9 protein-coding genes are annotated in these 12846 nt (G+C 67.9%); 4 read left to right on the top strand and 5 right to left on the bottom strand.

What is annotated here, in order from left to right; translation table 11 throughout:
• Positions 1–9: 9 nt before the first annotated feature.
• The 4 genes from LEL84_RS13275 to LEL84_RS13290 all read left to right on the top strand — a co-directional run bounded on the left by LEL84_RS13275 (position 10) and on the right by LEL84_RS13290 (position 4689).
• Positions 10–504 carry a MarR family winged helix-turn-helix transcriptional regulator gene (locus LEL84_RS13275; protein ID WP_065629451.1) on the top strand — a complete coding sequence of 165 codons (495 nt, stop codon included), beginning with the start codon at positions 10–12 and terminating at the stop codon, positions 502–504.
• Positions 505–536: 32 nt separating this feature from the next.
• Positions 537–1715: a CaiB/BaiF CoA transferase family protein gene (locus tag LEL84_RS13280; RefSeq protein ID WP_065629514.1), complete on the top strand. Its 1179-nt coding sequence runs from the start codon at positions 537–539 to the stop codon at positions 1713–1715.
• Between the two features lie 73 nt (positions 1716–1788).
• On the top strand, positions 1789–3321 hold the full coding sequence (locus LEL84_RS13285) for a catalase (protein ID WP_226511857.1): 1533 nt from the start codon (positions 1789–1791) through the stop codon (positions 3319–3321).
• Between the two features lie 87 nt (positions 3322–3408).
• Positions 3409–4689 carry a competence/damage-inducible protein A gene (locus LEL84_RS13290; protein ID WP_226511858.1) on the top strand — a complete coding sequence of 427 codons (1281 nt, stop codon included), beginning with the start codon at positions 3409–3411 and terminating at the stop codon, positions 4687–4689.
• A 59-nt stretch (positions 4690–4748) separates the two neighbouring features.
• Here LEL84_RS13290 and LEL84_RS13295 read toward each other — a convergent pair whose 3' ends face one another.
• The 5 genes from LEL84_RS13295 to LEL84_RS13315 all read right to left on the bottom strand — a co-directional run bounded on the left by LEL84_RS13295 (position 4749) and on the right by LEL84_RS13315 (position 12781).
• On the bottom strand, positions 4749–6395 hold the full coding sequence (locus LEL84_RS13295) for an acyl-CoA synthetase (RefSeq protein WP_226511859.1): 1647 nt from the start codon (positions 6393–6395) through the stop codon (positions 4749–4751).
• A gap of 296 nt (positions 6396–6691) precedes the next feature.
• Positions 6692–8398, bottom strand: a complete 1707-nt coding sequence (locus tag LEL84_RS13300) for an HNH endonuclease signature motif containing protein (protein WP_226511860.1) — start codon at positions 8396–8398, stop codon at positions 6692–6694.
• Positions 8399–8767: 369 nt separating this feature from the next.
• Complete coding sequence (locus LEL84_RS13305; RefSeq protein ID WP_226511861.1) at positions 8768–9844, bottom strand: acyl-CoA dehydrogenase family protein; 1077 nt, start codon at positions 9842–9844, stop codon at positions 8768–8770.
• 8 nt (positions 9845–9852) lie between these two features.
• Positions 9853–11058, bottom strand: coding sequence for an acyl-CoA dehydrogenase family protein (locus tag LEL84_RS13310; RefSeq protein ID WP_226511862.1), 1206 nt, complete (start codon positions 11056–11058; stop codon positions 9853–9855).
• 46 nt (positions 11059–11104) lie between these two features.
• The gene (locus LEL84_RS13315) at positions 11105–12781 is read right to left on the bottom strand and encodes an AMP-binding protein (RefSeq protein ID WP_226511863.1); all 1677 of its coding nucleotides are present in this window, start codon (positions 12779–12781) and stop codon (positions 11105–11107) included.
• Between the last annotated feature and the right edge of the window lie 65 nt (positions 12782–12846).

Raw genomic sequence — 12846 nt, forward strand, 5'->3', positions numbered from 1 at the left:
CTGACCGGCATGGGTTCGGAGATGACCGCGTCGGCCGACGACCCCACCGGCCCGGATCCGATCAGCGGCCTCGAGGCCGAACTCACCGATTTCTGGCGACGGGGCCGGGTGCGCACCCGGTTGCGCGCCCGCGCCATCGACCCGCGGCTGGACCCGTCGTGCTACCCGCTCATCACCGTGCTGGCCCGGCACCATTCGATGCCGATGTCGGATCTGGTCACCGCCGTCGGCATGGAGAAGTCGACGGTGACGCGGCAGATCGACGCGATCGTGCGGCTCGGGCTCGCCGAGCGGCACCCGGACCCGCGCGATGCCCGCGCCCGCGTGGTCACCCTCACCGATCACGGTCGCGAACGTGTCGACGCCGTGCTCGCCTCGGCGGTCACCGATTGGCGTGCACGGCTGGCCCAATGGGACCCCGACGACATCCGGACGCTCACGTATCTGCTGCATCGCCTCACCGAGGCCACCAACGATCCCGAGGCCGGCGAGGGGTCTCGTTGACCGGGCGTGGCACCGTCGGCGATCCTTGGCCGGTGACTCCGGACGAAGGACTTCTGCCCCTCGAGGGCATCACCGTGGTGGCGCTCGAACAGGCCGTCGCCGCACCGCTGGCCACCCGGCACCTCGCCGATCTCGGCGCCCGGGTCATCAAGGTGGAACGGGTCGGTGACGGGGACTTCGCGAGGCAGTACGACGCGGCGGTGCGCGGCGGCGCCGCCTCGCACTTCGTGTGGCTCAACCGCGGCAAGGAGTCGGTCGCCCTCGACCTCAAGAGCGAGGACGGACGCCAGGCGATCCGAACCCTGATCGCCGGCGCGGACGTCTTCGTCCAGAATCTTGCTCCCGGGGCGGCCGCCCGGCTCGGCCTCGCCGCCGACGATCTGCGCGCCGACCATCCCGAGCTCGTCGTCGTCGACATGTCCGGATACGGCGACGCCGGACCGTATCGCGACCGCAAGGCCTACGACATGCTGGTGCAGGCCGAGGCCGGGCTGATCTCGGTGACCGGGACGCCCGACGAGATGTCCAAGACGGGTATCCCGACCTCCGACATCGCAGCCGGTATGTACGCACTGACCTCCGTACTGTCGGCGCTGTTCCGACGCGCCACCACCGGAGTCGGCGCGCGCGTCTCGGTGGCCATGTTCGACGCCACGGTCGAATGGATGGGCCACCCGATGTACATGCGCCTGTACGGCGGCCGGCAGATCGCCCGTGCCGGGCTCGGCCATGCGGCCATCGTGCCCTACGACAAGTACCCGACCGCCGACGGCGACATCCTCATCGGCGTCCAGAACGACCGCGGCTGGGACACGCTCACCCGCGTGGCCCTCGAGCGCCCGGATCTGGCCGACGACCCCCGCTATCGCACCAACATCGAGCGGGTCGCCCGGCGAGCCGAGGTCGACGCCGCGATCGGCGCCGAGACCAAACGCTTCACCACCGACGAGCTCGACCGTCGCCTCGCCGACGCGGGCATTCCCGCGGCCGAGATCCGCGACCTCGAAGGCGTCGTCGCGCATCCGCAGCTGAGTGAGCGCGACCGCTGGCGCGAGGTGGACACCGAGGTCGGCCCGGTACGGGCGCTGCTTCCGCCGCTGACCTTCGACGACGTCGAGCTCGCGATGGGTCCGGTACCGGCTCTCGGACAGCACACCGAGGCGGTGTTGCGGGAATTCGGGATCGGCGTCCCGCCGACCCCGTCGGCGTAGGATCGGCGGAACGGACCTGCAGCCCTCGGGTCCCGTTGTTCATGCCCGGATACGACGACCTCTCGGAGGCGATATGTCCGACGATTCTCTGTTCACCACCCGGGATTCGGGAGCACCCGCGGGGAGTGACGAACACTCCTTGACGGTCGGCGCCGGCGGCCCGATCGTCCTGCACGATCACTACCTGATCGAGCAGATGGCCCAGTTCAATCGCGAGCGGATCCCTGAACGCCAGCCACATGCCAAGGGCAGCGGCGCGTTCGGCACCTTCGAGACCACGCAAGACATTTCGGCTTACACGTGCGCGGCGCTGTTCCAGCCCGGCGTGAAAACCGAGATGGTGGCGCGGTTCTCGACGGTCGCGGGCGAGCGCGGTAGCCCAGACACCTGGCGCGACCCGCGCGGTTTCGCACTGAAGTTCTATACGTCCGAAGGCATCTACGACATGGTCGGCAACAACACGCCGGTCTTCTTCGTCAAGGACCCGATGAAGTTCCAGCACTTCATCCGTTCGCAGAAACGCCGTCAGGACAACAACCTTCGCGACCACGACATGCAGTGGGACTTCTGGACGCTCTCGCCGGAGTCGGCGCATCAGGTGACCTGGCTGATGGGCGATCGGGGGATTCCCAAGACCTGGCGCCACATGAACGGATACAGCTCGCACACCTACCTGTGGGTCAATGCCGAAGGTGTCAAGCACTGGGTCAAGTACCATTTCAAGTCCGACCAGGGAGTCGAGCACCTCACCCAGCACGAGGCCGACCAGATGGCTTCTGCGGACACCGATTTCCACACTCGGGACCTGTTCGAGAACATCGCGGCGGGCAACCATCCGAGCTGGACTCTCAAGGTGCAGCTGATGCCCTTCGACGACGCGGTGAGCTACCGGTTCAACCCGTTCGACCTGACGAAGGTGTGGCCGCACGGCGACTACCCGCTCATCGAGGTCGGCAAGATGACCCTGCACACCAATCCGGTCGATCACCACACGCAGATCGAGCAGGCCGCGTTCGAGCCGAACAACGTCGTGCCGGGTATCGGTTTCAGTCCCGACCGCATGCTGCTCGCGCGCGTGTTCTCCTATGCCGACGCCCATCGCCACCGGATCGGCGGCAACTACAAGCAGATCCCGGTGAACGCGCCCAAGAACGAAGTGCATTCGTACTCCAAGGACGGGGCGATGCGCATCCACAACGTCCCCGACCCGGTCTACGCACCCAATTCCAAGGGCGGCCCGTCGGCGCTGTATCCCGGCCAGGGCGAACCGCAGTGGGCGGCGAACGGGGAGATCCTGCGCAGCGCGTACGTCGACCATCCCGAGGACGACGACTGGGGTCAAGCGGGGACGATGGTCCGGGAGGTCTTCGACGACGAGCAGCGTGAACGCTTCGTGGACAACGTCGTCGGGCACCTGCTCAACGGCGTGTCCGAACCGATCCTCCAGCGGGCGTTCGAATACTGGCATCGCGTCGACCCCGACATCGGTGCGCGGATCAAGTCCGGTGTGACCGAGAAGCAGGACGAATCCGATCCGAAGGCCGATGACCAGGCCAACCCCGCCCGGTCGTCCGCCCAGGAGAAGGCCAAGGCCGAGAAGGCCTGACATTCTCCGCGCAGTTCGCACCGAACCGTGGAACGCGCCCTCTGACGGGGGCGCGTTCTGCGTCGGTGGCCTACTAGGCTCGATGGCGTGAGTGTGCGCGCAGGTATCGTGGTCACCGGAACCGAAGTCCTCACCGGCCGGATCACCGACCAGAACGGGCCCTGGCTGTCCGAGGAACTTCTCGAACTCGGGGTGGACGTCGCCCACATCACGATCTGTGGCGACCGGCCCGCCGACCTCACCGCGCAACTGCGCTTCCTCGCCGAGCAGCAGGTGGATCTGATCGTCACCAGCGGCGGGCTCGGCCCCACGGCCGACGACCTCACCGTCGCCACCGTCGCCGAGTTCTGCGGCCGCGAACTACTCCTCGATCCCGGACTCGAGGAGCACATCGCCGCGATCATCCAGCGCTGGCGCGGGATCGGATTCGACGTCGATTCCGGACCGACGAGGGCGGGTATCCGCAAGCAGGCCCTGGTACCGGTCGGGGCGGTTCCGGTTCCACCGACCGGCACCGCGCCGGGTGTCGTCATCCCCGCGGCTGCCGGCGTGCCGACGATCGTCGTCCTGCCCGGCCCGCCCTCGGAGCTCCAGGCGATGTGGCCGACCGCGATCGCCACGGCTGCCGTCGCCGACGTCCTGTCCCGCGCCGACGATCTGCGTCAGGCGACCATCCGCGCCTACGGTCTCCTCGAAGCGGAACTCGCCGAGACGCTGCGATCGGCGGAGAGCGCGATCCCCGCATTCGGGCAACTCGAGATCACCACGTGCCTGCGGCGAGGCGAACTCGACATGGTCACCCGATTCGCCGCAGCTGATGCGTCGGTCTACGACTCCCTCCTCGACCTCCTCGTCGAACATCATGGGCGGCAGATCTTCTCGACCGACGGTTCCACGATCGACGATCTCCTGGTCGCCGCCTTGGACGGGAGGCTGATCGCGACCGCCGAATCGTGCACCGGCGGACTCGTCGCGGCCCGGCTCACCGACCGGCCCGGCTCGTCGGCCTATGTGATGGGTGGCGTCGTGTCGTACTCCAACGACGCCAAGTCGGATCTGCTCGACGTCCCGGCCGAGCTCATCGCCACGCACGGAGCCGTCAGCGAGCAGGTCGCCGCCGCGATGGCCGAGGGTGCGCTCGCACGGTTCGGTACCGATGTCGCGGTGTCGACCACCGGAGTGGCCGGCCCCGGTGGCGGCACCGAGACGAAACCGGTCGGCACCGTGTGCTTCGGTGTGGCTCTACGCGACCGGCCCACGGTCACCGTCACGCGCAAGTTCCCCGGTGGCCGCGATCGTGTCCGGTCGCTGACCACCACTGCCGCACTGCATCTCGTCGTACGCGCGCTGACCTCGGGCACTTCCTGACGCGAGCCAACCCCCTGCTCTCTGAGGTGCGAGGAGCGCAAACGACGAGCCTCGAAGGGTCAGAGCGGGCCGGTCGGGAGGTGCCGGCGGACGAGCTTGCCGGTGGGGTTGCGGGGCAGGTCATCGACGAAGACGACGTCGCGGGGCACCTTGTACCGGGCGAGGTGCTTCTTGACGTGCGCCTTGATGTCCTCAGGCGTGGGGTTCGCATGTTCGGCGGCGACGATGAAGGCGCGCAGGCGTTTTCCGTACTCGTCGTCGTCGACGCCGATGACCGCCACGTCGTCGATGTCGGGATGCTCACCGAGCAGATTCTCCACCTCGAGCGGGTAGACGTTCTCGCCTCCGGAGACGATCATGTCGTCGTCGCGGCCGTCGATGTGGAGGAGCCCGTGCTCGTCGAACCGGGCCATGTCGCCGGTGGACATGTAACCGTCGATGATCTCCTTGTTGCGGCCGTCGGTGTAGCCCTCGAACGGGGCGCCGTTGCGCACGAACAGCCTGCCGCGCACGTCGGTCCCGGAGATCCGGTTGCCCTTGTCGTCGAAGAGCGCGAGTCGGCTGGTGACCGGTGCGCGGCCCACCGTCCCCGGTGCCAGACGCAGCTCCTTCGGTTGCGCGACCGTGGCGATCGCGACCTCGGTGGAGCCGTAGAGGTTATAGAGCACGTCCCCGAACGTATCCTGAATGGCTTCCGAAAGTGTCGGCGACAGAGCCGAACCCGCGAGCACGACGATTTTCAGCGACGACAAGTCGTACTTGCCGATGACGTCGGGACCCAGGGCGACCATGCGGTGCAGCATGGTCGGGACGGCGACCAGCACCTCCGCCTTGTGCTCGGCGATCGCGGCGAGGGTCTTCTCCGCGTCGAACCGACGCATCACCACGGTCTTGTTGCCCAGCGCAGTCCCCACCCCCCACAACGCAAAACCGGTGGAGTGGAAGATCGGCGAGACGATCACCATGGCGCTGCGCTGCGGCAACGGGATCCGGTCCAGCAGAAGCGCACTGGCGAACGGCGACATCTTGGATCGCTGGGCGCCCTTGGGCAGTCCGGTCGTGCCGCTGGTGAGGATGACGAGTCCGCCCCACGCGGCGGGTTCGGGCGGAGTCGACGTATCGCCGGTGGCTGCGATGTCGTCGAGGGTCTGGACGCCGACGCCGACGGGGCGGTTGCCGTCGATCCAGGTGACGATGCGCAGGGTGTCGGCGGGGAGGGCGTCGGCGAGATCGGTGAACTCCTCGTCGTAGAGCATCGCCACGATCTTCTCGCGTTCGGCGACCTCGGCGAACTGCGTCTTGCCGAAGCCGGTGTTCATCATGGCCAGACGAAACCCGGCCTTGCCCGCGGCGCTCATGGTGGTCAGCAGACCCCGATGGTCCCGCGCGATGACGCCGATGACCGATCCCGGCTTGATGCCGGACGCGAGCAGGTGATTGGCGAGTGCGTTGGCGTGCGCATTGAGTTCACCGAAGGTGAGCTCGCCGTGCTCGTCGGCGACGGCTCCGGCCTCGGGATACTCGTCGGCACCGTGTGCCACAGCCGCCGCACACGGACCGATGATCTTGGCCCGCTTGACCGTGGTCAGCAGCTCCTTGGGTTTCGTGGGATCGACCAGACCCGACCGCCGCAGCACCTGGAACGCGCCGAACGCGTCCTGCGCCGATTCGATCGCCGTGCCGACTGCACCGGTCACCGAGACCATGTCCACCCCACCTTCCGCGGCTGGGCCGCGTCGTCGCTCTTTTCCGGTTGGCTGCGCGCCCGACGCACTCTGGTCACCGTCGTCACCAGCCGTGCCACAGGTGCAGGATATGCCGACCATGCCGACCGATGTCCGTTTCACCCGAATCGGTTGTCACACAACTCAGTTCACCGTATTTCGCACTCAGGCCACCGTTCGCCGTCCCGATGGGGTCGACCGAACGGCGATCTCGTGGCGACAGGCTACCAAGTCTGACAACTCGCGTCATCAGATTGGAGGCCCCCCGTGCTCTCGGGTCAGTACGGCGGTGGGTCCAACCGGTCGAGTTCTTCGCGGGCTCGCTTGTTTCGGGCGCGTTCTTGTCGCCGGCGGGCCAGTTTGGCGTCCAGTCGGCTGTGTGTGCGCTCCGGGTTGTCGGAGGCGATGACCCGTGGTGTGGGTGGGGCTTGGGCGGCTTGCTCGAACCGGATCCGCCGAAGGTTCGGGAAGGTGTCTTCCAGCGTCTCGGCGTCGCCGGGCAGGGTGACCCCTTCGGGCGTTTCGTATTCGGTGACCAGGCGACCGTCGTCGTCGCGGTACTGCACATCGACCCAGTCCCCGTGGGTCTTCATCAGGTGACCGGGACGGCATTTGGCGTTGAGGTTCTCACTCGACGTCGCCCCACCCCGGGCGGGGTCGGTGTGGTCGTACTCGGTGACATGGTCGAGATCGCACGCGAATGCCGAACGGATACAGCCGGGTTCGGTGCAATAGCCGTCCCGCACCCGCACGAAATCAGCACACGAGGTGGTGGGCCGGTACCCGTTGCCGGGATGGGTCGCCGGATACACCACCGCTACGCCCGAGGCGAGGCCACCGGTTCCGCGGACGTCACCGGGTTCGGCTGCGTCGACATCAGTGCCGCCGTGGGCGGTCGAATTGGGTGCACCGGCAGGCGCGGGGCGATGGGCGGTTCGCTGCGCTGCATCGTCGGCGGTATCGGCGACGTAGGTGGGTTGGGTGCGGGCGGGGGTGACCGGGGTGAGGGTGGCGTCGGGGCGGGCGGCGAGGTCACGGACATGCTCATCGCTGATGATGCCGTGTTCGTCGAGGAATCCGACCCCGGGTGCTCCGGCGAGGGTGGTGGCATCGGTGACCACATGGATCACGACTTCGGCGCGGACCGCGTCGAGCACGCTCTGCGGGTCCGGGATGTCGGCAGTGCACGGCTGTTCATCGCCGCACTGGCAGTCGAATGACGTGCGGGTCAACAGCGCGAACATCGCATCGGATCGTCGTATCCCCTGGGTGCGGCCATCCCGCTTACAGGCGGAGTCGGCGAGGATGGCGACGGCTTTGGCCGAGATCCGCACATCCTCCGCCGACATCACCGCGGTGAGTTCGGCGGTGCCGTCGGGCAGTTCGTGGGTCCACACCCCACGCTTATCCATGGCGTCTTTGCGGCGTTGCCGTACCGCATCCGGGTCGTGGCGAAAGACCAGGCGGTCGACCATGTCCCGCAGCCGGGCCCGATCCCACACACCTTTGCGGCGGCGCACCGTGTCGGCGATCTCGGCATCCAACGCGGGGGTGATCGGGTCATCGGTGGGGATCAGTTCGGTGCGGGAGATGACCAACCGGATCTGCCACTGCGACAGGATCCCGTCACGCAGCGTGTCGGCAACCTCGGGGAGCCGGTCGCGTAGTGCGATGGCCTCGTCGATGAGGGTTTCGGCATGCCGGCGGGACACCCCGGCTTGGCGGGCGATGCGGGCGGCGCAGTCCGCGTGGCCGTCCATCACGAACCCCGATGCGCTGGTGGTGATCAGGCGGTCGGTCATCACCGCGATCGTCTGATACTGGTGCCAGGCGAGGTAGGACTCGCCGCGCCGGGTGGCGTCGAGGCCGGCCATCAACAACACCATGTCGGTCTCGGCGGCGTGGGCAGGATCGACCCCGGCGGTGTACTCGCTCGGTAGATCGGTCCACGCCTTCACCACGCCCCCCGACGCTTGTTTCGTCACCCCGGTGACCGGGGTGTGTTCTGTTACAGAACAATCTAAACCCGACCACCGACAATTCTGGATGCGTCTCCACGGCGCATCGTCGTCGTAGACGAAATGATCTCTGCGAGTATCGGTATGGTGCCGTTCGGGTTCGCCGGCGGCTGAGTTCCTCGGGTCGCCAGGTGGTTTCGACACGGCGACTCGCCTAGCGGCTCGTTGCCGGCTCAACCAGCGGAGGGGGTGCCGGCTCAACCAGCGGGGGGCGATCGCCAAGCGGCTCGGGGCCGCTCGACCAGCCAAGGATGTCGCGGCTGCGCGCCGAGCGCTCCGCAGGTCAGCGACGACGAGTGGGGCGAACGCGCCGATCCGGAACCACTCCGCCGGCGCTCACACCGACGCCGCGCGGGCCCGTACGAGCATGGCGCGCGCGACGGTGTCGACGTGCACGTCGTCGTCCTGGAACAACAACTGGTCGGTCTTGGCCCGCCGGAAGTGGTGATGCAGCGGGTGTTCCCACGTGAACCCGATCCCACCGTGGATCTGAATGGCCTCCTCCGCGGCGTACATGGCGGCCCGCGAGGCCAGCACCCGAGCCGACGCGGCCCGCTCGGCGAGATCCGCGTCGTCGAAGCGGTCGACATCCGCGGCGTCGAGGACCGTCGCCTCGGCGAGCTCGGTGGCAACGAGCATGTCGACGAGGCGGTGTTTGAGCGCCTGGAAGGATCCGATCGTGCGACCGAACTGCTGACGCGTCTTCGCGTAGTCCACCGTCATCTCGAGGCACCGGCGGGCGATACCCACCTGCTCGGCAGCCAGGGCGATCATCAGCAGCGACCGAACCCGGCGCAGCCGCTCCTCGAGATACGGGCCCGACACCCGGGTCGCCTCCACACCGGTGAACTCGACAGTCGCGAACTCTCGTGTGAGATCCAGGCTTTCACGCTCGCGGCGGCCGACACCGGCAGAGCTGCCGTCGACGACGGCGAGTTCCACACCGGACGCGGTGTGCGCGACGACCACGAGCACGTCGGCCGACGCCGCGTCGAGGACGACGTCCTGCCGTCCGTTCAGGAGGAGCGTTCCCTCATCGGTGACCTCCGCACCGATCGACGAGGAGACCACGGCGGGGCCGCAGACGAGTGCGGCGCGCCGCTCCCCGGACGCGATGGCCGGCAGGTGTGCCCGTCGCCCCTCGTCGTCGGCGGCATGGAGCAGGGTGAGGCCGGCCATGATCACCGACGAGAGGTACGGCGAGGAAACGAGACAGCGACCGTGGGCGGTCATCACGACCGACGCGTCCTTCACCCCGTACCCGGCCCCGCCCAGATCCTCCGGAAACGGGATCTCGGTCAGTCCGAGTTCCCGAATCGACGGCCAGACATCATGCGCCGGAGCGTGTTCCGACCACGCATCGGTGAGGGCGGCCTGCAGATCGCGCTGCTCCACGGTGAGTTCGATGGGCATGTGTACTCCTAGCGGGGTTCGCGCGGCAGTCCGAGGCCGCGTTCGCCGATGATGTTCCGTTGGATCTCGTCCGAGCCGCCCGCGATGCGGTACCCGGGTGCGCCGAGCAGATGCTCCGACCATGCGAATGTGTCGGGCTCGCCGGTGTCGGCGACGATCCGGTCGCCGAGGAACGACGCCGCGGCGTCGCCGACGCGCTTCAGGTTCTGCGTCCACACGAGTTTGCCGATGGAGCCCTCGACACCCGGGACGGCACCGGCCCGTTCACGTTCGGCGTAGCGCGCCACCATGAGGGCCGCCGCCCGTTCATAGATCGCGGCGTCGCCGAGGCGCCGGCGGGCCAACGGGTCGTCGGACAGTCCGAGACGGTCGACGAGGCGGGCGAGGTCGACGCTGTTACCGCCGGCGCTGACGATCCCGGCACTGGAGTTCCGCTCGAAACCGAGTGTGGTGAGCGCGACCTTCCATCCGTCGCCCTCGGCACCGACTCGCAGGGAGTCCGGGAGTTCGACGTCGGAGAGGAAGACCTCGTTGAACGTCGATCCGCCGGACATCTGCCGGATCGGCCGCACCTCCACGCCGGGCGTGTCCATCGGGACCATGAATGCGGTCATGCCCTTGTGTTTCGGCGCCGACCGGTCGGACCGGGCGATGAGCAGACCCCACTCGGAGAACTGCGCGCCGGAACTCCACACCTTCTGGCCGTTGATCCGCCAGGTGTCCCCACTCCGAACGGCTTTCGTCGACAAGCCGGCCAGGTCCGAACCCGCCCCGGGCTCGGAGAACAGCTGGCAGCACAGCTCGTCTGCGCGGAGGAACGGGCGGACGAATCGCTCCCGCTGCTCGTCGGTCCCGAGTGCGTGCAGGGTCGGCGCCACCAGTTCGACTGTCACCAGGACGTTCTCGTGCCGGTCGGGGGCCTGGTATCCGCGTTCGAGGTTCACGTAGACGCGTTCGTGGCCCGCCGTGAGACCCGGTCCGCCCCAGTCCGGGCCCCAGGTGATCGCGCCGAAGCCCGCGTCCACGCGTCGGGCCTGCCACGCTCGCGCCGCGTCGATCAGCGCACGTTCCTCGTCGTGTGTCCGGTTGTGGAAGATGGCGTAGGTCGGGTCGTGCTCCTGTGCAGCCCGCGCCGGGAGTTCGGCGTCGAGCCAGGCCCGCGCCTGTTCTTCGTAGTCATCGAGCGTGATCGCGCTCGGTGCGGTCGTCGTCATTCTCGTCGTTCCTGTCCTGCTCGTTCGCGCTGTCCTGCGGGATTTCTCACCGTTCATGCGCCGCGGAGATGGTCACGTCCTGCATCTGCGGCGGTGTGGTCGTGCGGTCGCGGGTCCAGTCGCGGAGGGCGAACTTCTGGATCTTCCCGCTCGCCGTCTTCGGCAGGGAGTCGACGACGAACACGCTCTCCGGGACCTTCTGCATCGCGATTCCTCTCGCGGCCAGGAACTCTCGAACCTCTTCGAGGGTGAGGTCGACGGCGTCCCGGGTGACCACGAAGGCGCACCCCCGCTCCCCGGTTCGGGCGTCCGGCCCGGCGACGACCGCGATCTCGGCGACCGCGGGATGCTCACTCAGTTCGTTCTCGACGTCGTGGGTGCTGATCTTCTCCCCGGACCGGTTGATGATGTCCTTGATCCGGCCGACGATGTGGATTCCACCGTCGGCGTCGAAGTAGGCGAGATCACCGCTACGGAAGAACCCGTCGGCGGTGAAGGCCTCGTCGTTGAGCGATGCGTCGAGGTATCCGAGAAAGGTGTCGGGCCCGCGCCACAGCACCTCACCGACGACGCCGGTCGCGGCGATGCCCCCGGCGCCGTCGGACACGATGACCTCGGTCGGGGCGAGCACGCGCCCGTCCGTTCCGGTCCGCAGACCGGGATCGTCGAACCTGTTCGCCGACGTCACCGACGGCCCCTCGGTGGCGCCGTACATCCGCGTCACGGTGCCCAGCACCTCGGTGGATCTGGTCACCAGCGAGTCCGGGATGTCGGCGCCCCCGCAGATGATGTAGCGCACCGACGGTGTGCGTACGCCACGGGCGACGGCCGCGTCCACGAGGCCACGCAGGAACGGAGTCGCGAAGATCATGAAGCTGGCGCGCTCCTCGAGCACCCTCGCCAGCGCAACCTCCGGGTCCCACGCGTCCTGGAGCACCACCGGCGCACCGAGGAGGAACGGCAGCATGAGGGCGCAGTTCACGCCCGTCACATGTGTCACCGGCGACGGGTTGAACACGACGTCGCGCTCGTTGAGCCCGAACGTGTCGATCATCGACATGTTCTCGAACACGAGGGTGTTGTGACTGTGCAACGCGCCCTTCGGGTCCGCGGTGGTTCCCGATGTGTACAGCAGCAGGCACACGTCGTCGGGATCGGCGGGCGGCAGCGCGCGCACCGCCTCGATCATCTCCGGTGTCGCGACGGCGATGAGATCGGCGAGTCCGACGGTCTGGTCGTCGGCTGCTGGACCGCCGGTCGTGACGACCAGGTCCAGTTCCGGAAGTCGTTGTCGGAGAGTTTCATACATTGCGGAATGATCGAATCCCCGGTGTGTTCTGGGAACGAAGGCGACCTTGGTGCCTGCCTGGCCGAGGATGAACCCGACCTCGCGTTCCCGGTAGATCGGCACGATCGGGTTGGCGATACCTCGGACTCGCTGGATCGCATGGAAGACGACGACCGCGTCGGCCGAGTTCGGGAGCTGGAACGACACCACGTCGCCCGGCTGCACACCGCGGTCGTGGAGCGCCGCGGCCAAGCGCAGGGATTGCTGTTCCACATCGGCGAAGTTCAGCCGCCGGTCGCCGTCGATGACCGCGACCGTGTCGGGATACAGCGCGGCGGCCCGCTCGAGGAAGTGGTCGACCGTCCGGTCGCGCCAATGCCCCGCCGCCCGGTAGCGCACGGCGAGATCGGGACGTGGAGAGTGCGTGGGACGCATGGTGATTCCTCCGGATGCTCTTGCCGATTGCTCGTGACGCGTTCTACAGTAACCCACGTCTCACT

This window comes from Gordonia sp. WA4-43 (genome assembly GCF_020520305.1).
Classification (GTDB): Bacteria; Actinomycetota; Actinomycetes; order Mycobacteriales; family Mycobacteriaceae; genus Gordonia; species Gordonia hongkongensis.